At 70.6% G+C, this 22,925-nt stretch carries 18 protein-coding genes and 1 pseudogene; 12 read left to right on the top strand and 7 right to left on the bottom strand.

The window, feature by feature from the left end; genetic code table 11:
* Nucleotides 1–137: 137 nt before the first annotated feature.
* Nucleotides 138–680, bottom strand: coding sequence for a hypothetical protein (locus IE239_RS01030; RefSeq protein ID WP_190147270.1), 543 nt, complete (start codon nucleotides 678–680; stop codon nucleotides 138–140).
* Nucleotides 681–840: 160 nt separating this feature from the next.
* On the opposite strand from IE239_RS01030, the gene IE239_RS01025 reads away from it, so the two are divergent.
* The 3 genes from IE239_RS01025 (at nucleotide 841) to IE239_RS01015 (ending at nucleotide 4,010) form a co-directional block, all read left to right on the top strand.
* On the top strand, nucleotides 841–1,548 hold the full coding sequence (locus tag IE239_RS01025) for a response regulator transcription factor (protein ID WP_190147269.1): 708 nt from the start codon (nucleotides 841–843) through the stop codon (nucleotides 1,546–1,548).
* On the top strand, nucleotides 1,545–2,915 hold the full coding sequence (locus IE239_RS01020) for a HAMP domain-containing sensor histidine kinase (RefSeq protein WP_190147268.1): 1,371 nt from the start codon (nucleotides 1,545–1,547) through the stop codon (nucleotides 2,913–2,915). Before IE239_RS01025 ends, IE239_RS01020 begins: the two co-directional genes overlap by 4 nt.
* A gap of 483 nt (nucleotides 2,916–3,398) precedes the next feature.
* Complete coding sequence (locus tag IE239_RS01015) at nucleotides 3,399–4,010, top strand: YdeI/OmpD-associated family protein (protein WP_190147267.1); 612 nt, start codon at nucleotides 3,399–3,401, stop codon at nucleotides 4,008–4,010.
* Nucleotides 4,011–4,082: 72 nt separating this feature from the next.
* Here IE239_RS01015 and IE239_RS01010 read toward each other — a convergent pair whose 3' ends face one another.
* Entirely contained in the window at nucleotides 4,083–5,063 is a 981-nt protein-coding gene (locus tag IE239_RS01010; RefSeq protein WP_190147429.1) for a helix-turn-helix transcriptional regulator, read from the bottom strand.
* Between the two features lie 116 nt (nucleotides 5,064–5,179).
* Here IE239_RS01010 and IE239_RS01005 point away from each other — a divergent pair, with 116 nt between their 5' ends.
* Entirely contained in the window at nucleotides 5,180–6,121 is a 942-nt protein-coding gene (locus IE239_RS01005; protein ID WP_190147266.1) for an alpha/beta fold hydrolase, read from the top strand.
* Here IE239_RS01005 and IE239_RS43450 read toward each other — a convergent pair.
* Together IE239_RS43450 and IE239_RS00985 are read right to left on the bottom strand one after the other, a co-directional pair.
* A complete protein-coding gene (locus tag IE239_RS43450; protein ID WP_444545006.1) occupies nucleotides 6,118–8,394 on the bottom strand; it encodes a hypothetical protein in 2,277 nt (758 codons plus the stop codon). The genes IE239_RS01005 and IE239_RS43450 overlap by 4 nt on opposite strands.
* A 96-nt stretch (nucleotides 8,395–8,490) precedes the next feature.
* Nucleotides 8,491–9,396, bottom strand: a complete 906-nt coding sequence (locus IE239_RS00985; RefSeq protein ID WP_190147265.1) for a LysR family transcriptional regulator — start codon at nucleotides 9,394–9,396, stop codon at nucleotides 8,491–8,493.
* An 81-nt stretch (nucleotides 9,397–9,477) separates the two neighbouring features.
* Between IE239_RS00985 and IE239_RS00980 the strand changes: the two genes are divergently transcribed.
* Nucleotides 9,478–10,413, top strand: coding sequence for a DMT family transporter (locus IE239_RS00980; RefSeq protein ID WP_190147264.1), 936 nt, complete (start codon nucleotides 9,478–9,480; stop codon nucleotides 10,411–10,413).
* Complete coding sequence (locus IE239_RS00975) at nucleotides 10,383–10,904, top strand: YbaK/EbsC family protein (RefSeq protein WP_190147263.1); 522 nt, start codon at nucleotides 10,383–10,385, stop codon at nucleotides 10,902–10,904. The genes IE239_RS00980 and IE239_RS00975 overlap by 31 nt, the downstream gene beginning before the upstream one ends.
* Before the next feature lie 216 nt (nucleotides 10,905–11,120).
* Here IE239_RS00975 and IE239_RS00970 read toward each other — a convergent pair whose 3' ends face one another.
* Together IE239_RS00970 and IE239_RS00965 are read right to left on the bottom strand one after the other, a co-directional pair.
* On the bottom strand, nucleotides 11,121–13,865 hold the full coding sequence (locus tag IE239_RS00970) for a hypothetical protein (protein ID WP_229877646.1): 2,745 nt from the start codon (nucleotides 13,863–13,865) through the stop codon (nucleotides 11,121–11,123).
* A 152-nt stretch (nucleotides 13,866–14,017) separates the two neighbouring features.
* On the bottom strand, nucleotides 14,018–14,176 hold the full coding sequence (locus tag IE239_RS00965) for a hypothetical protein (protein WP_190147261.1): 159 nt from the start codon (nucleotides 14,174–14,176) through the stop codon (nucleotides 14,018–14,020).
* 213 nt (nucleotides 14,177–14,389) lie between these two features.
* On the opposite strand from IE239_RS00965, the gene IE239_RS00960 reads away from it, so the two are divergent.
* The 6 genes and pseudogenes from IE239_RS00960 (at nucleotide 14,390) to IE239_RS00935 (ending at nucleotide 20,255) form a co-directional block, all read left to right on the top strand.
* Entirely contained in the window at nucleotides 14,390–14,650 is a 261-nt protein-coding gene (locus tag IE239_RS00960) for a hypothetical protein (RefSeq protein ID WP_190147260.1), read from the top strand.
* A gap of 189 nt (nucleotides 14,651–14,839) precedes the next feature.
* Nucleotides 14,840–16,156, top strand: a complete 1,317-nt coding sequence (locus IE239_RS00955; RefSeq protein ID WP_190147259.1) for an ABC transporter substrate-binding protein — start codon at nucleotides 14,840–14,842, stop codon at nucleotides 16,154–16,156.
* A 34-nt stretch (nucleotides 16,157–16,190) separates the two neighbouring features.
* A complete protein-coding gene (locus IE239_RS00950) occupies nucleotides 16,191–17,168 on the top strand; it encodes a carbohydrate ABC transporter permease (RefSeq protein ID WP_190147428.1) in 978 nt (325 codons plus the stop codon).
* Nucleotides 17,165–18,049: a carbohydrate ABC transporter permease gene (locus tag IE239_RS00945; RefSeq protein WP_190147258.1), complete on the top strand. Its 885-nt coding sequence runs from the start codon at nucleotides 17,165–17,167 to the stop codon at nucleotides 18,047–18,049. Before IE239_RS00950 ends, IE239_RS00945 begins: the two co-directional genes overlap by 4 nt.
* Before the next feature lie 26 nt (nucleotides 18,050–18,075).
* A pseudogene (locus tag IE239_RS00940) lies at nucleotides 18,076–18,231 on the top strand (alpha-galactosidase); the annotation flags it as partial.
* Between the two features lie 8 nt (nucleotides 18,232–18,239).
* Nucleotides 18,240–20,255, top strand: a complete 2,016-nt coding sequence (locus tag IE239_RS00935) for a beta-galactosidase (RefSeq protein WP_190147257.1) — start codon at nucleotides 18,240–18,242, stop codon at nucleotides 20,253–20,255.
* A gap of 251 nt (nucleotides 20,256–20,506) precedes the next feature.
* On the opposite strand, the gene IE239_RS00930 is transcribed toward IE239_RS00935, so the two are convergent.
* Nucleotides 20,507–21,934: a GH1 family beta-glucosidase gene (locus IE239_RS00930; RefSeq protein ID WP_190147256.1), complete on the bottom strand. Its 1,428-nt coding sequence runs from the start codon at nucleotides 21,932–21,934 to the stop codon at nucleotides 20,507–20,509.
* Nucleotides 21,935–22,925: the final 991 nt, after the last annotated feature.

Genomic DNA, 22,925 nt, shown 5'->3' with positions numbered 1-22,925 from the left:
GCGCGAGGCTAGTGTCCCGCGCCAGTAATCCGTCGGTAGATCTGCCTCGTCCTGGTGGCCCAACTTCAGTCGCCAGCCAGGCGTGTTGACCGCCCGCAACTCAGCCGAAACTACCTAGGAATTTCAGGCGCAGGACACTAGTAGGTCCCCACTTCCACGCGGGGCGGCCCGTCGTGCCAGGTGCAGAAGACGGACACCCGGTCCGCGCCGGAGGTGAACTCCACCCGGATCCACCACTCCGTCTTCCACACCTGCATCGACCAGCCCGCGCCCGGGGTGGCCGAGACGAGCGTCCCCGACGTCCGGCCGAGCTCGAAGACGGCCCGCCCGCCGTCGGTGTCGTAGCTCTTGATCTGCCCGGAGGCGGAGGCGGAGGCCGAGGCAGCGGTGGTGGTGGACGCGGAGGGGCTCGCGACCACCGGCCGCGAGGGAGCCGGGGCCGTCGGGGGTGTCGGTGTCCGCCCTGGGGACGGCGGGCTCTGCTCCGCCGAAGGCCGGCTCGTCGGCGGGGCAGGCTGCTTCGGCCCCGGAGCGGTCGCCTCGGCCACGCTGAGCGGCAGGGCGCGCGGCGGGTCGTACACCGTGCCCGCCAGCACCGTGTGGACTCCCCACCACGACAGTGTGACCGCCGCGCCGGTGGCGAGCGACCAGGCCAGTACGTGAACGAGTCCTCTGCGCATCGCCGGCCATCTTGCCCCACCCGCCTCACCCGTGTCGCACGGATGTGCCCACCCCCACGCACGGCGCTCACCGGTCGTGCTCAGGAGCCGAGTTGTCCACAGGAGCCGAGTTGTCCACAGGCCCGGATGGCGCTCGGCGGCATGGCGTAGGTTGCGGCGCATGGCAAGTGTGCTCGTGGTCGAGGACGACCAGTTCGTCCGCTCGGCGCTCATCCGGCAGCTGACCGACGCCTCGCACACCGTGCGCAGCGTGGGCACGGCGTTGGAGGCGCTGCGCGAGGTCGCCCACTTCCGCTTCGACGTGGTGGTGCTCGACCTCGGCCTGCCCGACCTGGACGGCTCCGAGGCGCTGAAGATGCTGCGCGGCATCACCGACGTCCCGGTCATCATCGCCACCGCGCGCGACGACGAGGCGGAGATCGTCCGGCTGCTGAACGCGGGTGCGGACGACTATCTGACCAAGCCGTTCTCGGTGGAGCACCTGTCGGCGAGGATGGCGGCCGTGCTGCGGCGGGCCCGGCCCGGCGCCGGGGAGGCCGCGCCCTCCGGCGTCCTGCGCGTCGGCGGCCTGACCGTCGACCCGCTGCGTCGGCAGGCCGGGCTGGACGGCGCACGACTCGACCTCACCCGCCGCGAGTTCGACCTGCTCGCCTTCCTCGCGGCCCGGCCCGGAGTCGTCGTCCCGCGTCGTGAGCTGCTCGCCGAGGTGTGGCAGCAGTCCTATGGCGACGACCAGACCATCGACGTCCATCTGTCGTGGCTGCGGCGGAAACTGGGCGAGACGGCGGCTCGCCCGAGGTATCTGCACACCCTGCGGGGCGTCGGCGTCAAGCTCGAACCACCGGGGGAAGGGGGGCCGGTGCTGTGAGATGGGCTCTGGTCAAGGTCTGCCTGGCGGTCACCACCATGGTCGTGGTCGCCTTCGCCGTCCCGCTCGGTCTGGTCGTCAGGGAGATGGCCCGCGACCGCGCGTTCTCCAACGCGGAGCGGGAGGCCGCGGTCGTGGTGCCGGCGCTGTCCATCACCACCGACCGCGACCAGCTGGAACGGGTGGTGGCCTCCGCCGGGTCCGACGACGGCATGGCCGTGCACCTGCCGGCGGTCGACGGCCGGGCGGCCGTCGACCTCGGCCGGCAGCGCGCCGCAGCCGCGGACGTCGCGGCCGTGCGGAAGCTGGGGCGCGCCTCCACGACGGACGTCCCGGGCGGGTCCGCGCTCCTTCAGCCCGTGGCGCTGAGCCTGGGAACCGTGGTGATCGAGGTGTACGTCCCCGAGTCCGAGATGAGCAACGGCGTCGGCACGGCCTGGGCGGTGCTGGCGGCGGTCGGGTTCGCGCTGGTCGTCGGCTCGGTCGCGGTCGCCGACCGGCTGGGTGTACGCATGGTGCGGCCGGCCAGGCGGCTGGTGGAGGGCGCGCACGAACTGGGGGAGGGCAAGCTCGGCGCGAGGGTGCCGGAGGAGGGGCCGAACGAACTGCGCCTGGCGGCTGTCGCGTTCAACTCCATGGCCGATCAGGTCGTCCAACTGCTTTTCAACGAAAGAGAGTTGGCAGCCGACCTGTCCCACCGTCTGCGTACCCCCCTCACCGTGCTGCGGCTCAACGCGGCCTCCCTCGGCGACTCCCCGGCCGCCGAGCAGACCCGCACGGCGGTCGCCCAGCTGGAGCGGGAGGTCGACACGATCATCCGCACCGCCCGGGAGGCGAAGCCGCAGACGGCCGTACCCGGCCCCGGCGCCGGGTGCGACGCGGCCGAAGTGGTGCGGGAGCGGATGGCGTTCTGGTCGGCGCTCGCCGAGGACGAGGGCCGCAAGGTGCGCACGGCCGGCGTCGACCGACCGGTGCGCGTGCCCGTGGCCCGCGCCGACCTGGCCGCCGCCCTCGACGCCCTCCTCGGCAACGTCTTCCGGCACACCCCGGAGGGAACGGCCCTGGCCGTCGACGTCCACAACGGCGACGACGCGGTGATCGTGCTGGTGTCGGACGCGGGCCCCGGCATACCCGACCCGGAGGCGGCGATGGCCCGCGGCCGCGGCTCGGGCGCGGACGGCTCCACGGGCCTCGGCCTGGACATCGTCCGCCGTCTCGTGGAGTCGACCGGCGGCGACGTCCGCATCGGCTCCTCGGTGCTGGGCGGGGCCGAGATCCGTCTCTGGATACAGCTGGACGGCCGCGCCCCGGTGCGCAGGGGCCACCGGGGCGCCGTCCGACGCCGCAGACGCCCGGCGGTCAGATGACGCGAGGAGGGGGAAGGGCGGGACGGGGACGGGGACGGGACCGGCGAGCACGCGGCCGACCTGGTTCGGGAGGACGTCCGGCGGCGCTTCCCCCCTCACAGGGCCCCGGCCTCGGTACTGGTGGGCTCGCCTATTCAACTGTCGCCAGTTCCGCCTGGGGCCCAGCCTGCTGGTGACCGTACGTGGTCGTCGGCGTAGCGACTCCAGTCTTCTCCGACCTCGGATGCGAGGCGGGGCGCGATGACGTCGTGGTAGCCGAGGGCGTCGACGACGACGGGGCGGGCATCTCCAGGACCCACTGTGGCGGATCGCTCCGGTCCGGGCGGCGGCTGTGGGGACGCCGAGGTCGTTGAGCTGACCGGAGAGGGTAGCCGTTCTTCACGGTGGCGTCGGCGAGGGCGAGCCAGGCCGACATCGACGCCGCGGGCTCAACGAGTCACCCCGACAGGTCGCGACATCTGGTTGCGGCACTAACCTGCGGTGGTGACCGGAACCGAGCTGGATGAGTTGATCGTTGCTGACGGCGCGGCGCTGCGCGCGTGGCTGCTGGACAACCACACCGCCTCTCCTGGCGTGTGGCTCGCCCTGGCCAGGAAGGGCGGCACCGTTACCACGCTGACCTGGCAGCAGGCGGTCGACGAGGCACTGTGCTTCGGCTGGATCGACGGGCAGGCCCGCAAGCGCGACGAGGAGAGCTCCTGGCGGCGGTACACCCCGCGCCGGCCCCGCAGCGTCTGGTCCCGGCGCAACGTCGCCAACGTGGCCCGGTTGGAGGCGGCCGGCCTGATGCAGCCCGCCGGCCGCGCCGCGGTCGACGCCGCGAAGGCCGACGGGCGGTGGACGGCCGCCTATGCGCCGTCATCGGGAGCGGAGGTGCCGGCCGACCTGCGCGTCGCGATCGCCGCCGACCCAGCGGCGCAGGCGATGTTCGAGGTACTCACCAAGACCAACCGCTTCGCCCTCATCAGCCGGGTCAATGCCGTCAAGCGGGCCGAGACGCGAACCCGGAAGATCGCCGAGTGCGTGGCGATGCTGGTCCGGCACGAGACGATCCACCCGCAGAGAGCCAGGCCAGCGGACCCGCCGGCGTCGTGACCGGGCTCCTGCCGGAACGGACAAACCCAGCCTATCGAGCGGAACTGTTCTCGAAGCCCTGCCTCGTCCGCTTCAAGACGGGTGAAGGTCTCCGCTGGTGCGCGGCTGGCCGTATCGTTCCACGAGGGCGTTGCCGATCGAGGCCAGGTGGTCTCGGACCCCCGGAGGGCCGGTCACCTCGACCCATTCGACCAGCCCGGAGAGCTCGCCGGCGAGGATGTACTCATTGGGGCCGCGGATCACGACCTCGATGCGGCCATCGGTTGTGGAACCTCCCACGTCGAGCCGGTCGCCGAGCGCCATCCGGAGTATGCCTATCCCGTCGGGTGTGCATACCGCCTGGACCTCCAGCGGCGTTCGTTTGCGATCGACCTCTTCGGCGATCTCATTCCAGCTCTCGGCAAGGTCGAAGTCCCCGGGTCGGTGCACAGGGTCGCCGGTCGGGTGGGCGGACGACACGCGGTCGATCCGGAAGATCCGTCGGCCGGTCTCGGTGTTGGAGACGAGATACCACACAGGACCTTTGGCGACGATGCCCAGCGGGTGGACGGTTCTCCGGGTTTCGACGCCTTTGCTGTCGACGTAGCCGAGCGACACCTGGACGCCGCTGATCACCGCGTCCTGGAGTTCGTCGAGGAAGCGAGGCGGCCGGTGCTCGATCCGGCTCGCACCCCATCGCTGCGGGTCTACGACCAGCGACGCCGCCGCTGCCTCGGCCTGCACCTGGAAGGGCTTCGGTAGAGCATGGACGAGCTTGCGCAGAGCTGCTTTCATCGCCGGCGTCGCATCCGAGGCCGGACCGACAGCCAGGAACAGGGCGCGTGCCTCACTGGCGGTCAACCCGGACAGGTCGGTACGAGCGCCGCCCACGAGGCGCCAGCCGCCGCCTCGGCCCTGCACGGAGTACACGGGCACCCCGGCCATGGCCAGGGCGTCGAGGTCACGGCGGGCGGTGCGTTCGGAGACGTCCAGCTCTCGGGAGACCTCTGCGGCTGTCACCTGCTCGCGCCGTTGGAGCAAGAGCAGTATGGCCACCAGCCGATTGGATCGCATACCGACAAAACTCTCATAAAAACCGGTCATGGGGTGACCGGTTTGGGCAGCAAGGTCGCAGCATGACCTCATCGAGGAGGTCAACCGCCAGCGAACGCCCCCAGAGAGGAAATGCAGTGTTCAGTCAAGCAGAATTTCCCGAGCCCACCCTCATCCAGGTCAACGGTGTGGAGCTCGAAGTCTTCGAGGCGGGCCGGGAAAACAAGGGCAAGCCCATCGTGCTCTGCCACGGCTGGCCGGAGCATGCCTTCTCCTGGCGTCACCAGATGCCCGTCCTCGCAGCGGCTGACTACCACGTCATCGCACCGAACCAGCGGGGTTATGGCAACTCATCCCGCCCGGCCGAGGTGACGGACTACGACATCGAACACCTGACGGGTGACCTCGTCGCGCTCCTGGACCACTATGGCTACGAGGACGCCACCTTCGTCGGCCATGACTGGGGTGCGTTCGTCGTCTGGGGACTGACCCTGTTGCACCCCGACCGGGTGAACAAGCTGATCAACCTGAGCCTGCCTTACCAGGAGCGCGGAGAAACGCCGTGGATCGAGGTCATGGAAACCTTCCTCGGCGGCGACTTCTACTTCGTCCACTTCAACCGGCAGCCGGGCGTCGCGGACGCCGCATTCGATGCCAACACCTCCCAGTTCCTCCGCAACCTCTACCGGAAGAACGTGCCCCCCGCACCCCCTGAGCCGGGCATGGCATTTATCAACCTCGCCAAGGCGGAAACACCACTCGGTGAGCCCATCATGAGCGACAGCGACCTGGCCGTCTACGTCTCCGCGTTCGAGACGTCGGGATTCACGGGCGGCATCAACTGGTACAGGAACCTCGACCGCAACTGGCACCAGCTGGCGGACGCGGACCCGATCATCAAGCAGCCCGCCCTCATGATCTACGGCGACCAGGACTTCGCGATCCCGAGGTTCGAAAGACTGGCAGAGTTCGTGCCCAACGTGGAAGTGGTCGGCCTGGACTGCGGTCACTGGGTCCAGGAGGAAATGCCAGAAGAAACCAACCAGGTGATTTCGGAATGGCTGGAACGGCAGGGCTAGTGTCCTGTGATCCGGTTCGTATCACCTGAAGGCCGAGTTCTCGCATCGCACCGATGACAAATGGGCTCGCGAAACCAACTCTCGCCGGTTGTTTTGGGTGCCCAGCCGACCGGTGACCTCCCGTGGTCTCCGGCGGCGTATCGGCTCCAGGTGCCGCCGGTCTCGTTGCGGAGGCGACTGGTGGTCTTGTCGTGGTAGCCGAGAGCGTCCGCGACGACAGGTGCGGGCAGTTCGAGGAGTTGCTGTCGGATGGCGGCGCCGCGGGCGGCGGCGATTGGGATTCCGACCTCGTTCAGGAGCGCGGACAGGTGGTTGGGGCCGAGCGGCTGGCCGGTCCGGCGGCCGGGGAAGAACCAGCGGGCCGTCGGGTTGGTCGCGGTGTTCATGTTGCCGCGGTTCGTGATGTGCTCCAGCAGCAGGGCGGAGACCGGCGCCGGGACGGGCGAGGGTGGCTCACCGAGTCGTAGCAGCACGGCGTCGCCGTTGCGGATGACGTCGTCAAGGGTGAGCCGGACGACGCGGCTCAGCGGTTGTGCGTAGAGAAGAACGATGACTCCGGCGACGCGGAGTCGCATCGGTATCTCCGTGTCGATCAGAAGTCTGCCCAGGGCGGCGAGGCGTTCGTCTTCGCTCAGTGCGGGCCGGCGGGAGATCTCCATTGTGGGGATGGTCAAGGAACGTCGGCAGTGACGGCTCTGCATGGCCCAGTTGAGGAAGCCTCTCAGCCGGGTGCGGGCGTGCTCGGCGTGCTCGGCGAACCAGGCGTCGATGTCGACCTGGCCGCACGACGCGAGGGTGGTGTTCCGCTCGCCGAGCCATTGCAGGAAGGCGGTAGCGTACTTGATCTGTTCGCTGGCGAAGCGGCGGATGCTGGGTGTGATGTGGCTCCGCTCGGCTCGGGCTCGTAGTCCGGGGAGGACGTGCCAGGTCGCGAAGAGCTTGATCGTCTTGGTGTGCTCGGGTTCGGCGATGTCGGAGAGATGGCCGGGGAGCCAGCGCTGGAAAGAACAGATGTGCTTGTCGACCGCGGGCAGGACTCCGCAGGCCATGAGGAGTTCTTCCAGGTGGGAGGCTGCCCGCCAGGGCTGGAGTTCGTGGAACGCATCGCGGGTCAGCGGAATCTCGCCCAGGCCGAGTCGACGAAGCAGCTGCGAGGCGTTTCCCAGCTGCCCGCGACGCATGTCCAGCCAGGCCAGTCCGCTTCCGGGCTTGTCCATCGTCACCAGCAGGTCCAACAGCGGGACCAGCGGGGGACGGACGCGGCCCGTGCCGTCGTCGAGGAGTGCGGTGAGCCGGTCGGTGAGCGTGCAGCGTTCGCAGAGCCGACCGCGCAGGAGCTTGCCCTCGAAGCCGCAGCGTGAGCAGTCGAAGGTCTGGGAGAAGCCGGCGCAGGTAGTGCAGATCGCGGCCCCGTCACCAGGACGGAGCCCAGGAAGGGCCCGGTCCTCGCCGCATCCCGGGCATATCCCCTGTGTCCGGACAGCTCGGTCCGGACAGCTCGGTCCGAACAGGTCCGGCAGACGGATCCGTCCGGCCAGGTGCCGGCCTTGTGCCTGCGGAGACCGCATCGGCAGCAATCGGCCATGAACCAGCGCTCGTACTGTTCGTCGGTGGCGTAGGGGCGGGTCATGCGTCGGGCAGGATGCGGGCCGCGCGGGGGCGGAGCTTCGCGACGTTCGAAGGCGGGGTGGGAAGGTCGCCGGTGGCGGTCTTGCGGACGTCGGCGTTCTCGGCGGTGGTGGCCACCAGGTCGGCCGGGGTGCAGGACAGGATGTCGCAGAGCGCGGCCATGACCTGCAACGACAGGCGTTCAGGGGTGCCGGAGACCAGACGGTGCACCAGGCTGCCGGGTTGTTGTCGGTGCCGAACAGCGGGCGGACCTCGGTGAACCATTCGTCCAGGACGTCCGGGGTCCAGTCAAAGACGGTCAGAACCCCGCGGCGTTTGGGCGGCGAGCCCTTCTTGGCCTTGCCGAACCGGACCTGGCAGCGGCCGTACTCGCCGAACTCGCCGCCGTGCGGGTTGCGGCCGAAGTCGGCGGCGTCGAGCATCCGAGTCTCGTTGCGCCGCGTCCCGAAGGCGTAGGCGGTCTTGAACAGCGTCGCGTCGCGGAAGGCGGGCAGCCGGCCCTTGCGGCCGAAGGCCCGGATGCGGGCGACCTCGTCGTCGCAGTGCGCGAAGAAGGCGTGCAGCTCGGCCTTGGCGAACGCGCGTTTCTTGGCGTCCGCCTCGTTGTTCTGGACGTGCACCGCGGTGTTCCACTCGTGCACCACCTGAACCGGGTGGGTCCCGAACCGCTCCTCACAGGTGGCCGTCGGTCAGGCGCTTCGCGCGGTCGAGAATCGCTGCCGGGCCCCGGCTGGGGTGGCTCAGCGGTCTTGGCCCTGGATCTGCGCGGCGGCGCGTTGCAGTTCGGCAAGGACTGTTCGGACGGCCACTCGGGCGGTGCGCTCGGGCCGGTGGAGGACGTCGATGGCGCGGCGAGCATGTACTCCGCTGAGCGGTCTGAGGACGACATCGGGGTGCGGCCGGGCGGTCCACCGGGGCATCAGCGCGAGGCCGCCGCCGGCGGCGACGGCCTCGGCGGCCACTGCGAATTCGTTGATGCGGTGGACGATGTCGAGTCGGCGGTTGGCGACGCCGGCGATGGCCTCGATGGTGGACATCAGCGGGAAGCCGTCGTGCACCGTAATCCACGGCTGGTCCGCCACCTCCCCGGGGGTGAGCAGAGGTTCGGACGCCAGCGGATGGCCGGCCGGCAGGGCGACGTCGAGGGGCTCGCGCAGCAGCGTCGTGGACGTCACGCTGTGTGGCCATGGCGGGCCGTGTTCGAGGCGGTGGGCGAGCACGAGATCGTGGTGACGGGTGAGAGCGGGGAAGCGGTCCTGGGCGACGTCCTCGTCCGAGAGCGCCAGGCGGGGTCGGCCGGGGCCGGCGAGGCTGCGCAGCAGCGGCGGGAAGAACGCGGACGCTGCGCTGTGGAACGCGGCCACCGACACGTCGCCGTCAGGTTGCTCGGCGAAGTCGGTGATCGTGTGCCGGGCCTGGGCCAGGGCGGTCTCGACCTTGATCGCCGCCGCGGCCAATGCCTGCCCGGCGTCGGTCAGTACGACGCGGCGTCCGGCGCGTTCGGTGAGCGGGACGGGGATCGAGCGCTGGAGCAGTCGCAGCTGCTGCGAGATCGCGGAAGGTGTCACGTGCAGTGCCTCGGCGACCGCGCTGACGCTGCCCAGATCTCCGAGTTCGCGCAGGATGCGCAGCTGTCGTTCATCCACTCTGACAGTGTAGTGCTGCTACATATATGGATTAGAAGTTGGTCGTAGCCTTCAACGTCGGGGTGGGGCAGCGTAGAGGGCATGCATGTTGCCCGCCGCACCGATGCGGTACTTCTCCTGGTCGCGGCGGTCTGGGGTTCCAGCTATCTCGCGGCCAAGACGGCCACCGGCGCACTCCCGGTCCCGGCGGTCCTGTTCGCCCGGTATGCAATCTCCGCGCTCGCGTGCGGAGTCCTGGTCGCCTCCCGCCGACGAACGCGCCGCTGGACCCGCGCGGAGGTTCGCGTCGGCTCGCTGCTGGGGATCACCCAGGCGGCCGTGCTCGTGCTGGAGACCTACGGGGTGGCGCACACCAGCGCCGCGAACGCCGGGCTGATCATCAGCCTGACCATCGTGCTGACACCGCTGTTGGACCGCACCGGCAGCCGTCGGCTGCCGTGGACGTTCTTCCTGGCTGCCGGACTCTGCGTTGTGGCCGTCGGCCTGCTCACTTCCAGCACCGGGCTGCACGCACCACGGCTCGGAGACGTGCTGATGCTCGCCGCCGCAGTCGTCCGGGCCGGGCACGTCGCTCTCGTCGGACGGCTCACCGCGCGCCGTCCTATGGACCCGCTGCACCTGACGACCGCCCAGACCGTCGTCGGCACAGCACTGTTCCTGCCGCTCGCCGGCACCCACCTGCCCGACCTGCTCGGCAGCAGTGCCATCACCTGGACCCAACTGATCTATCTCGCCCTGTTCTGCAGCGTGTTCGCCTTCCTCGCCCAGACCTGGGCCGTGCAAGGCACTTCAGCCAGCCGGGCCAGCCTGCTGCTGGGCACCGAACCGATCTGGGCGGTCGTCATCGGGATCAGCGTCGGCGGCGAACGGCTCACCCTCTGGGCCACGCTCGGCGCCGTGTTGCTGATCGCCGGAACCTACTGGGGCCAGGCCATCGAACGCAGCCACCGCACCACCACGGCGAGAACCGAGAACGAGGATGCAACGTGCCCCACAATGACACCTACCAGCGCCTGATCACCCTGTTCGATACCGCCCGGACGCCCTACCGGCTCATTGATCACGAACCGGACGGCGCCACGGACTCGGTCAGCGCCTTGCGCGGACACCCCGCCTCCCAGGCAGCGAAGTGCATCATCCTCAGAGTCAGAACCGCCAAGAAGACCACCCGCCATGTGCCGGCCGTCGTTCCAGGCGACCGACGCGTCGACCTGGGCGCCGTCCGCGCGTTGTTCAACGCCCTGTACGTCGGATTCAGCACCGCCGCCACCGCCGAACGGCTGGCCCACGCCGTTCCCGGCACCGTCCTTCCCTTCGCCTTCGATCCCGACCTCGAACTCGTCGCCGACCCCGCGGTCATCGCCCAACTGCAGCTCTACTTCAACGCCGCCCGCCTCGACCGGTCAGCAGCCGTCTCAGGCGCCGACCACGCCCGACTCGCCCGGCCACGCATCGAGCCCATCGCCGGCCCGGAGTCCGGCGCAGCCCGAGAAACCACACCCTCATGAGCGCGACGCCCGTCTGACCTGCCTGTCGTCGAACGATGGCACCCTCAAGTGATCAACGCACCGACCGGACCATGATCGTTCTCAGCGCCAACGGCTGTACCGATGTTCCCCGAGGCCGGAGCCGTGTGTGACGGGGATCCGTGGGACGCGAAGTGCGGGGCCCGGACGGACCGGACCCCGCACAGGAGGGGGCTCACGCTCCCTCGGACACCGTGCTCACGGCGTGTCGAGCACCGTCCCCGTCAGCGCCGGCCTGTCGGGCAGCGGCTTGGCGTTGCGGTCGGTCAGTGCGAGCCGCATCGACTCGGCCGGCTCGGCCACCTGGTCCCGCACGGTGGGCACCACGAAGTCCACGCTGGTGCTCCCGGGCGGGATGTTCATCCACACCCACAGGTTCGCGTCGGACAGCGGCCGCTCGGGGTCGGGCACGTCACCGGACCAGTCCTTGAGCCACTGCGGGTCCACGTCCTTGGTGGACAGCTCGGCGCCCTCGGTGACCGGAAGCACCCGCACCGGCTGCCAGATGTCCACCGCCACGGGCGCTTCCACGGACAGCCGCCAGGTCAGCGTCTCTCCCTCGGTCACCCGGTCCGCGACCGGCGACAGGGTGATCACGGGCTCGGGGTCGTCGTTCTCGACGGTGACCCCGCCCCGGTGCTTGCCGACGACGGCGTTGTGCACGGCCTTGACGGCGATGTCGTGCTGTACGTCGTCGCCGTAGACCGTGTCGCCCTTCACCTCGACCGGCACGTCGATCGCGTCGCTGCCGGGCCGTACGGTCACGAGGCGGTTCTCGGCCCGGCCGCTGTCCGGGTCGAGGACGTACACGCGGACCTGCCCGCTGCCGTGCCCGGAGATCTTCACCGGGATCCGGTAGGTGCGGGTGCCCGAGTCGCCCTCCTTGACGATCGTGCGGCCCACGTCGACACGCGGCAGTGCGGCCGCCGCGACCGCCGGAGTGCCGGGCGCCCAGCCCCAGGCGTCCATCAGCCAGGCCCGCCCGGACTGGGAACGGGGCGTCAGCTCGAGGGACTTGACATGCCCGAGATCGAACCCGGCCCGGGTCGCGGCCGACAGCGGGACGCGCACCTCCCGCGCCCAGTAGGAGGCGGTCCTCGCGGAGCCCGGGAGCCCGTCCAGCTGGACCGAGCCCAGTGTCACCCGACGGTCGGAGGAGTCGGTGACGGACACGTCGAACTTCGTGCCGGTCGTGTTCGGCGGTACGAAGACGCGCAGCGCGAGCTTCTGGGAGCCGCGGAGGGAGAGCGGCCTGCCCGGAGTGACGCGCGCGGCCGTGCCCGGCGCGGACCACTTCAGGTCCACCGCGCTGCGGCCGGTCTCCTGTGCCGTCTCCCACCCCGCGAAGTGCGGTGACGATCCGGGGGTCTCCGGATCCAGACAGGCCGCCGCAGGGGCCGGGTCGACCGCCGAACACAGCCGGGCGCCGGTCACCTTCGCCCCGCCGTCCGGCAGGAAACCACCGCTGCGGCGGCCGCCGACCGCGTGCGTCAGCACCCGGGCCGGGTCCGCGGACGCGGCCCGCTTGCCGGAACCGTCGAGCAGCGGACGCACCCGGTCGTCCCCGGAGAGGAAGAGCCGGGCCGCGGCGGCGATGTACGTGGAGCCCGCCTTGTGCTGCTGGGCGGCGGTGAGCCGGGTCGCGGCGCCCGGTGTGCACACCGGGTCCGGCTGCTCCGGGTCGGTCCCGAAGTCGTCCTCGGCCGGTGCGACGGCCTCACCCGGGGTCCACTCGCTGTTGAAGTAGTTGTGGTTCGCGCCGACCACGTAGACCGCGCTGTGCAGTGCCGAGCCCCGGCTGATCCCGCGCGTCCCGTCGACGAAGTCCTCGCCCTGCAGGTCGGACACGTCGCCGTCGCAGCCCGGCAGCAGCGTCACGGACGGCACGTCGGCGACCGGATTCTGGCCGAAGATCGTCGGTCCGATGAGCACGGTCCCGCGCACCTTCCAGCGCACCGGGCCCCGGGAGCCGTCCTCGGCGGCCGGCGGCGGGTAGAGGCTGTCCATGGCGGCGCGGTTGACGCCCTCGCCACCGCGCGAGTGGCCGACGAGCAGGACACGGGAGAGGTCCGCCTTCGCCGCCTCGCGTACGACGGCCGGGGCCGAGGAGCGATGGGCGGTCCAGTCGGCCCAGCGGGCGAGGTGCTGCCGGACCAGCGAGGAACGCGCCTGCGCGCCGGCGTCCTCGGCCTCCCCGTCCTGGGCGTTGATGCCGTTCGCCGAGATCGACACCGTCACATAGCCCTGCGAGGCCAGCAGTTGCTGGTCACGCCGATAGCCCAGGTAGCTCGGGATCGGCTTGTAGCCGTCGGCGCAGGGCCAGTCGCCGGTCACGTCGTCCGTGGAGCCCGGCTTGTAGCAGGTGCTGTGGCGGCCGTGCAGGAACAGGGCGAGCGGGCGGCTGCCGGTGGCGCCCTTCGGCGCCACCACCTCGGCGGTCATCTCCACCGGGGCGGCGTACCCGGGCAGGTGCACCGGGGCGAGGTCGTACTCCCCGCTGACCGTGCGGTACGTGCCTGGTCTGCCCGGATCGACGCCGTTCGCCGGCGCCTGCGCGGGCATCCGCGCCCCGCGCGAGCCGGGCCCGTGCGTGTCGTCGGCCGGCGCGTCCAGCCGGCGCCCCGCGGCCGTCACCCGAAGGTCCGCCAGCCGCTCGGGCCGCGTCTCGCCGACGGGGAGACGGAAGGTCCGCCCGTCCCTCGCCGGCTTCGGCACCCCGAGCAGCCGGCCCCCGGTACGGAACTCGACCCGCGCGTCCCCCATGGGCACGGCCTTCGGCGCACGCCAGACCAGCTCGCGCGTCCCGCCCGCCCCGTCGATCCGCCACCCCGGCGGAAGCGGCTTCTCGCCCGTGGCGCTCAACGGCCCCGATGGGTGGGGTTGTTCGGCCTGTGCCAGTCCGGGCGAGCCCGCCAGGGCCGCCAGTACCGCCACGGCGGTCACACATATTCGCCGGGCACGGATCAATGATCCACTCCTCGGAATCCGTGCGCAGACGTCCCGTCGGTCCCGGGCGCCTCTCGCGTCATCCAGGACGGGGAAGGGTGTCCGTGAGTTGTTCGGGAGGACATGCCGAGGGCGGGCGGGCGATGCGATCAAGCCAGGCTGCTGATCGCCCTCCGGCCCGCCGCCGCGAGGCATGCCGGCTGCCCGTACGGGCTGAAGTCCCCGTGCAGCCAGCCGACCGGTCCGCCGTGCCGGGCTGCCGACCGGTCCGCCGTGCCGGGGTGCCGGTCGGCGTGCTGGGCTGCCACGTCGTCGATCCTTCCGTCACCGACGGCGGCGGCCGCACGGCGGAGCGGGGCGGGACCTCGCAGGCGACGGCGGGGGCCGCGCGGACCGGCGCGCCGCGGCCGGGGGTGTCTACGGTGTGTTTCTGCTCGCAGTCGCGAAGCCCAATGGTGTGAGCACCGGCACGGTGGACCTCGCGGCGGGGGACCGCGGCCCGTTGTGCAGGGGTACCGTGGGTGTCTCCAGAGCAGGCCGCCACCGCTGTCCAGCCCCAGCTCAAGAGCATGCTCGGGCAGATGGGCGGCGCCGCGTGGAACACGGTCGCCGTCACTGCGGCGATCGGCGTGAACGACGTGACCTGTTACGTCCGCACGGTCGTGGACGCCAGTCGGACTCGTCGCCTTCGCGAAGTCGAAGGGGTCGGGGCGGCTGTCGACGTGGCCGGCGGTGCGGGACGGGCGGTCGTGGGCGACCGACCGTCCGCAGCCGTCAAATGATCAAGAATGTAGAGAAGGAGTGATCAAGGTGTGTCGATTACGTTTCGACAAATGAAGGTGACTGCTCTTGACGCATGACGGGACATCCGGCTGTTATTGCGCCACCTCGTGTTCGGTCGAGTTGATTTCTGGTCGATTGTGATCAGCTTTCAGCCGTCCTATGGCTGAACCTCGTGTCAGGAGCCGTTCATGCAACACCTCTCCCCTTCCGGCCGCCTCTCCCTCCCCTCCCCGAGCCGCCGCACGCTGTTGCGCGGCATAGGCGGGGCGGCCGCTCTGGGCGTCGGAATGCCTCTGCTGTCCGCGTGCGGCTCCAGCGGCACGGCCGCCGACCCGAAGACCGTCACCCTCGGCTCCAACGCCTCCGACGCGGTGCCGAAGAAGGCCTTCGCCGAGATCTACGCGGCCTTCAAGAAGCAGTCCGGGATCACGGTCGACGTGAACACCAAGGACCACAACACGTTCCAGGAGCAGATCAACTCCTACCTCCAGGGCACCCCGGACGACGTGTTCAACTGGTTCGCCGGCTACCGCATGCAGTTCTTCGCGGCCAAGAAGCTCGCCACCCCCATCGACGACGTGTGGCAGAAGATCGGCGGCAACTTCCCCGACGCGATGAAGGCCCTCAGTAAGGGCGAGGACGGTAAGTACTACTTCGTCCCGCTGTACACGTACCCCTGGGCGCTCTTCTACCGCAAGAGCGTCTTCCAGCAGCACGGCTACACCGTCCCCACCACCTGGGACCAGCTCATCGCGCTCTGCAAGCAGATGAAGAAGGACGGCCTGGTCCCGATCGCCTTCGGCGACAAGGACGCGTGGCCCGCGCTCGGCACCTTCGACCAGATCAACTTCCGCACCAACGGCTACGACTTCCACGTCGAGCTGATGGCGGGCAAGGCATCCTGGACCGACGCCAAGGTCCGCAAGACCTTCGACCACTGGGCCGAGCTCCTGCCCTACCACCAGGACGGCGCCGTCGGCCGCACCTGGCAGGACGCCGCCCAGACCCTCGTCTCCAAGAAGGCGGGCATGTACCTGCTGGGCACCTTCGTGGCGCAGCAGTTCGTGAACAAGGCCGACGCCGACGACCTCGACTTCTTCGCGTTCCCGGAGATCGACCCGGCCTACGGCCAGGACACCGTCGAGGCCCCCACCGACGGCTTCATGCTCTCCAAGGCCCCCAAGAGCAAGGCCTCCGCCGTCAAGCTCCTGGAGTACCTGGGCACCCCGGAGGCCGAGGCGATCTACCTCAAGGCCGACCCGAGCGTCGTCGCCGCCTCCTCCAAGGCCGACACCTCCGCGTACAGCGAGCTGCAGAAGAAGGCCTACGCGATGATCAGCGGCGCCAAGCACCTCACCCAGTTCATGGACCGCGACAGCCGCCCGGACTTCACCTCCACCGTGATGCAGCCCGCGCTGCAGAAGTTCGTCCGCGACCCCAAGGGCGTCGACAGCCTGCTCACCTCGATCGAGCGCCAGAAGAAGACGATCTTCGCGTCCGGCTGAGACCCTCCTGCTGAAGCGGATGAGCAACGACACCATGACCGTGGACACCACGAACTCCCCGGAGGCGGCCGCCGTGCCGCCTCCGGGCACCGCATCCCCCGACAAGCGGGCCGTGCAGGGCCACCGGCGCCTGCTGACCCGCCGCGACCGGTTCACACTCGCCCTGATGGCGGGCCTGCCGACGATCCTGCACGTGGCCCTGGTCTGGGTCACCGCCCTGGCCTCGATCGCCCTGGCCTTCACGACCTGGGACGGCATCGGCTTCGACTCCATCAAGTGGGTGGGACTCGACAACTTCCGGGAGCTGTTCACCAACAACCCGCAGTTCTGGCCCGCCGTCCAGCACAACGTCATCTGGTTCGTCGTGCTCATCCTGGTCCCGACCCCGATGGGCCTGTTCCTCGCCCTCCAGCTGGACAAGAAGATCCGCTTCAGCCGGGTCTACCAGACGGCGTTCTTCCTGCCCGTCGTCGTCTCGCTGGCGGTCACCGGGTTCGTCTGGCAGCTGGTCTACAACCCCGACACCGGCCTGATCAACAGCATCATCGGAGCCAACAAGCCCGGCCACTACATCGACTGGATCGGCGACCCGCACCTCAACCTGTGGGCCGTCCTCATCGCGGCGTCCTGGCGGCACACCGGCTACATGATGATCCTCTACCTGGCGGGTCTCAAGAGCGTCGACCCGGCCCTGCGCGAGGCCTCCGCCCTCGACGGCGCCAACGAGTGGCAGACGTTCAGGAACGTCGTCTTCCCCACCCTGCGCCCCACCAACACCGTCGTCCTCGTCGTCACGATCATCGAGGCCCTGCGCGCGTTCGACCTGGTCTTCGTCTTCAACAAGGGCGCCCAGGGCACCGAGCTGCTGTCGATCCTGGTCACCAACAACATCATCGGCGAGTCCAGCCGCATCGGATACGGCTCCGCGATCGCCGTCGTCCTGCTGGTGATCTCCCTCGCCGTGATCATCCCCTACCTGATCGCGACCTTCCGCAAGGAGCGGCGAGCATGAGCGCGACCCTCGGGAACGGACGGCGCACCCCCCTGCGCCCCGCCCGGATCCTGCTGCACACGTTCCTGGTCGTCACGGCCCTGGCCTGGCTGGCGCCCCTGCTGTGGGCGCTGTTCGCGGCCCTGCGCCCGTATGCGGAGACCAGCGAGAAGGGCTACGTCTCCTGGCCCGACAAGCTGAGCCTGGACAACTTCACCAACGCGTTCCAGCAGTCGGACATGCTCCACTACTTCGGCAACACGCTGATCATCGCCGTCCCGGCGGTGCTGCTGACGCTGTTCCTGTCGTCCTGTGTGGCCTTCTACGTCAGCCGGTTCGACTTCCGGGTCAACCTGTTCCTGCTGCTGGTGTTCACCGCCGGCAACCTGCTCCCGCAGCAGGTCATCATCACCCCGCTGTACCGCCTGTACCTGCTGGTCGACCTGCCCGGCATCACCGTGAGCGGTAAGCTCTACGACTCCGCGCTCGGCCTGGTCCTCATCCACGTCGCCTTCCAGTCCGGGTTCTGCGCCTTCGTGCTCAGCAACTACATGCGCTCACTGCCGCACGAGCTGACCGAGGCGGCCCTCGTGGACGGGGCGTCGGTGTGGCGGCTGTACTGGCAGATCGTGCTGCCGCTGTGCAAGCCCGCGATGGCGGCCCTGGCCACGCTGCTGTCCATCTGGATCTACAACGACTTCTTCTGGGCGATCGTGCTGATCTCCACCGGCGAGAACATGCCGATCACCTCGGCCCTGAACAACCTCTCCGGCCAGTACTTCACCGACCCCAACCTGGTCGCCGCCGGCGCCCTGCTCACCGCGATCCCCACCCTGATCGTGTACTTCGTGCTCCAGCGCCAGTTCGTCAGCGGCCTCACCCTCGGCGCCAACAAGGGCTGAGCCCTTCCTCCGCGAAAGAGATCCCCGTGCACCACCCCTTCACCCCGGCGGCCACCGTCCCCGTGGACCCGCGGCCCGCCCGCGTCCACGAGGGCGGGCAGTCCTGGAGCCCGAGCGGCGCGTACGCCCTCGACGCCCGCACCCCCCGTCCGACGCCCACCGCCGGGTGCTCCCGGCCGGGAGGCGAGTGATGGAGCGTCCGCTGAACGTCCCCGGCATCGCCTACGGCGGCGACTACAACCCCGAGCAGTGGCCCGAGGAGGTCTGGGCCGAGGACATGCGGCTCATGACCGAGGCTGGCGTGAACATGGTCAGCGTCAACATCTTCGCGTGGGCGCTGCTGGAGCCCTCCGAGGGCGTCTACGACTTCACCCGGCTGGACCGCGTCCTCGACCTGCTCCACGCCCACGGCATCGCCGCCGACCTGGCCACCCCGACGGCCGCGCCCCCGGCCTGGTTCTTCCGGGCCCACCCCGAGGCGCTGCCCGTGGACATGAACGGCCGCGGACTGTCGTACGGCAGCCGTCAGACGTTCTGCCCGAGCAGCCCGGCCTACCGGGAGGCGGCCCTGCGGATGGCCCGCGCGCTGGGAGAGCGGTACGCCGGCCACCCGGCGGTGGTCATGTGGCACATCCACAACGAGTACGGCTGCCACAACGCGGAGTGCTTCTGCGACACGAGCGCGCAGGCGTTCCGCCGCTGGCTGCGGGCCCGGTACGGCGACGACCTGGCCGCGCTGAACGACGCCTGGGGCACCGCCTTCTGGAGCCAGTGGTACTACGACTGGGACGAGATCCTGCCGCCGCGGGCGACCGGCACCGACCACAACCCGACCCACCGGCTGGACTGGCGCCGCTTCTGCAGCGACGAACTGCTGTCGCTGTGCAGGGCGGAGCGCGAGGTGCTGGCGGAAGCCGCCCCCGCGGTGCCCGCGACGACCAACTTCATGGTGATGTACAACTTCGACGCGCTGGACTACTGGCGCTGGGCGCCGGAGCTGGACATAGTCTCCAACGACCACTACCTCCGTTCCACCGACCCCGAGTCGGAGGTCGACCTCGCGATGCACGGCGACGTCGTGCGCTCGCTCGCGGGCGGCCTGCCCTGGCTGCTGATGGAGCACTCCACGGGCGCCGTGAACTGGCAGCCCGTCAACCGGGCCAAAAAGGAAGGGGAGTTGCGCCGCAACGCCCTCGCGCACGTGGCGCGCGGCGCCGACGGCATCGCGTACTTCCAGTGGCGGGCGGCCAAGGCGGGCGCCGAGCAGTGGCATTCGGCGATGCTGCCCCACGCGGGCACGGACAGCGTCATCTGGCGGGACGTCGTGGCGCTCGGCGCGGACCTGAGGGCACTGGCGGAGGTGCGCGGCAGCACGGGCACGGCCGAGACGGCGATCGTCTGGGACTGGGACGCCCGCTGGGCGCTGGAACTTCCGTCGCAGCCCAGCGAACAGGTCCGTTTCCTGGAACTGACCAGGTCCTGGTACGAGCCGCTGTGGAGGGCCGGCGTCGCCGTGGACTTCGTCCGCCCCGACGCGGATCTGTCGGCGTACCGTCTGGTCCTCGCGCCGAGCCTGTACCTGGTCGACGACGCCGGCGCGGCGAACCTGACCGCCTTCGCCGAGCGGGGCGGCACCCTGGCCGTCGGCTTCCACAGCGGCGCCGTCGACGAGAACTGCCATGTGCGGCTGGGCGGTTACCCGGGCGCCTTCCGCACGGCGCTCGGCGTCCGCACGGACGAACTCTTCCCGCTGCTGCCGGGGGAGACGGTGGGGCTGAGCGGGGGCGGCACCGCGTCCCTGTGGTCGGAGCGGGTCCGGCCAGCCGGCGCGGAGACGGTGGCCTCGTACACGGACGGCCCCCTGGCCGGCGTCCCCGCCGTCACCCGGCACGCGCACGGCGCCGGCGCCGCCTGGTACCTGGCCACCCTCCCCGACCGGCGCACGCTGGCGGCGCTGCTCACCCGGATCCGCGAGGACGCGGGCGTGCGGCCGGTGCTCTCGGACGTGCCGCCGGGCGTGGAGGCGGCCCGGCGGCGGGGGAGCGACGCGGACTATCTCTTCCTCATCGACCACAGCGGGGCGGGAGCCGAAGTAGCGGTGGCCGCCGGGTCGGTCGAACTCCTCACCGCGCAACCCGCGGCGCACGGCTCGGTGACGGTTCCGCCGGGCGGCGTCGCGGTGGTGAGGGAGCCGCACGGGACGTGACGGGGCCGCACGCCGACGATGACGTCGTGAAGCTCGCCTCGGTCACGGACGGAGTCGTCGGGTCGAGGCGACGACGTCGCGGCGATCGCCCGGTCACGGTGCGGCCCACCCGGTCGCTCATGGCGCCGGGAAGCCGCTGAGCAACGGGCCGGGGCCGCCTCCGGCCGCCGGGACGACCAGGGCGCGGCAAGCCCCCACCGCCTGCCGCGCCCTTTCCCCCCTCCTGCCCCCCGGGCAGGTGGTTTCCGTGGTCAGACCGTCCCGACCTCCGGCAGCGTTCCCGTCCTCGCCGCCCGGCCGTACCAGTACGCGCTCGACTTCGGGGTGCGGTCGAGCGTCGCGTAGTCGACGTACACCGCCCCGAACCGCTTCCCGTAGCCGTACGCCCACTCGAAGTTGTCGAGCAGGGACCAGAGGTAGTAGCCGCGGACGTCCGCGCCGTCCGCGATCGCGCGGCGCACCGCGGAGAGATGACCGTGCAGGTACGCGATGCGCTCCGGGTCGTGGACGCGGCCGTCCGGACCGGGCTTGTCGTCGTACGCCGCGCCGTTCTCCGTGACGTAGAGGGGCAGCCCCGGCGCCTCCTCGGTATAACGCATGATCAGCTCGTGCAGCCCGGTCGGGTCGATCGTCCAGCCCATCTCCGTGCGCTCGCCCGGAGTCTGGTGGAAGGCGACGTCGTCCGCGCCCGGCCAGGGGGAGTGGTCGCGCGTGCCGTGGCCGTCCGAGCGCGGCCCCCTCGGCTCCGCGTCCGCCGCCGAGACGAGGGTGGGCGTGTAGTAGTTCAGGCCCAGGGCGTCCAGCGGCTGGTTGACGGCGCGCAGATCGCCGTCGAGGACGAACGACCAGTCCGTCAGCGACGACGTCGCCGCCAGCAGCGTCTCCGGGTAGGCGCCCTTGAGGATCGGGCCGTGGAAGACGCCGTTGGCGAGGTCGTCGATCTTCTGGACGGCCGCCAGGTCCTCGGCGTTGCCGGGGGACAGCGGGCGCACGACCGACGAGTTGAGGCTGAGCGCCACCGTGTTGCGGGCCGGCATGACCGAGCGCAGCGCCGATGCGCCCAGTCCGTGCGCCAGGTTCAGGTGGTGGGCCGCCTGCAGCGACGCCGCCGGGTCGGTGCGGCCCGGTGCGTGCACTCCGGCCGCGTAGCCCAGGAACGCGCTGCACCACGGCTCGTTCACCGTGATCCAGTTCTCCACACGGTCGCCGAGGGCCCCGCCCACGATCTGCGCGTACTCGGCGAACCGGTGGGCGGTGTCCCGCTCCGGCCAGCCGCCCGCGTCCTCCAGCTCCTGCGGGAGGTCCCAGTGGTAGAGGGTGATCGCCGGCTTGATGCCCTTCGACAGCAGCTCGTCGACCAGACGGCGGTAGAAGTCCAGGCCCGCCTGCACCGCGGGCCCGCGTCCCGTCGGCTGCACCCGGGACCATGAGACGGAGAAGCGGTACGCCGACAGGCCCAGGTCCGCCATCAGCGCCACGTCGTCGCGGTAGCGGTGGTAGTGGTCGACGGCGATGTCACCGGAGTCGCCGCCGGCCGTCTTGCCCGGCGTATGGCTGAAGGTGTCCCAGATCGACGGCGTACGGCCGTCCTCCCGCACGGCCCCCTCGATCTGGTACGCGGACGTGGCGGCGCCCCAGAGGAAGGAGGAGGGAAAGGCCGCGGTCATCAGGTCGGGCATGAAGTCGCTCCCGTGAGTCGGGTGAGCGCCCATTATGCATGGGAGCGCTCCCACGGCAAAAGGGGGTTGCGGAAAGGGGTCCGCCCTCGTTTCCGGCCCGCCCTCCGGCCCCCCCGCTCTCCGCTCTGCGGCTCTCGCCCTCCGCCCCCTGCTCTCCGCTCTGCGGCTCTCGCCCTCCGCCCCCTGCTCTCCGCTCTGCGGCTCTCGCCCTCCGCCCCCTGCTCTCCGCTCTGCGGCCCTCGCCCTCCGCCCCCTGCTCACGCTCTGCGGCCCCTGCCCTCCGCCCTCCGGCCCCAGGGCAACCCCTCGACCCCGGGCCCGCTCCCTGACTCCAACCCCCGAACCCGTCTGTCGACCCCGACCCCCGACCCGCCCCCCGCCCCACCCGTCGGCCCGTTCGTCTTCCGTGCCGCCCGGTGGGCGCCTCGCTCCGGAGCGGTCCCGGCATGGTCCCGTCGCGGTGTGGTGCGATGCGGCGCGGCGCGGTGCGGGTCCATGCGCGGTCCCGGTGCGGCGCGGCGCGATGTGCCGCGGTGGGGCGTGGCGCGTTGCGGGGCTGATCGTTCACCTTCCGGCGGACCGTCCGGCACCGCCGCGTTCCGGCTCGGAAAATCCGGGCGCGGATGCCGGCGAGCGGCTCCGGCCTCCCGCGCCGAGCGCCGACCCGCTCATGACCTGCGTGATTCCTGTGCGAGACGGGGTGATGTCCTGGCAGACGACCCGGTCCGGTGCGACACATTCACGTGACGTGCAGAACACGCTTGCGCAACAACGCCGTTTTCAAGTCTTGACACCCGGTCCGGCAGCAAGGAGTCTTCCGGCATGCCGCGTGGGAGCGGTCCCACGGACGGTCGGGGGCCCTCTCCTCCGTGAACCGAACCACCAACAGTCCTTCCCTCTGCCGTACACGGCGCACCGCTGACCAGCATCTTTTCACCGCACCCCGAGTGCGGTGGGCTGGCCGGCGCTCGAATCGAGAGGGCAGGTCGGG

Source organism: Streptomyces humidus (assembly GCF_014649655.1).
In the GTDB taxonomy this organism is placed as follows: Bacteria; Actinomycetota; Actinomycetes; order Streptomycetales; family Streptomycetaceae; genus Streptomyces; species Streptomyces humidus.
Note: the sequence above shows the minus strand (reverse complement) of the source record. Positions and strands in the feature narration are given on the sequence as shown.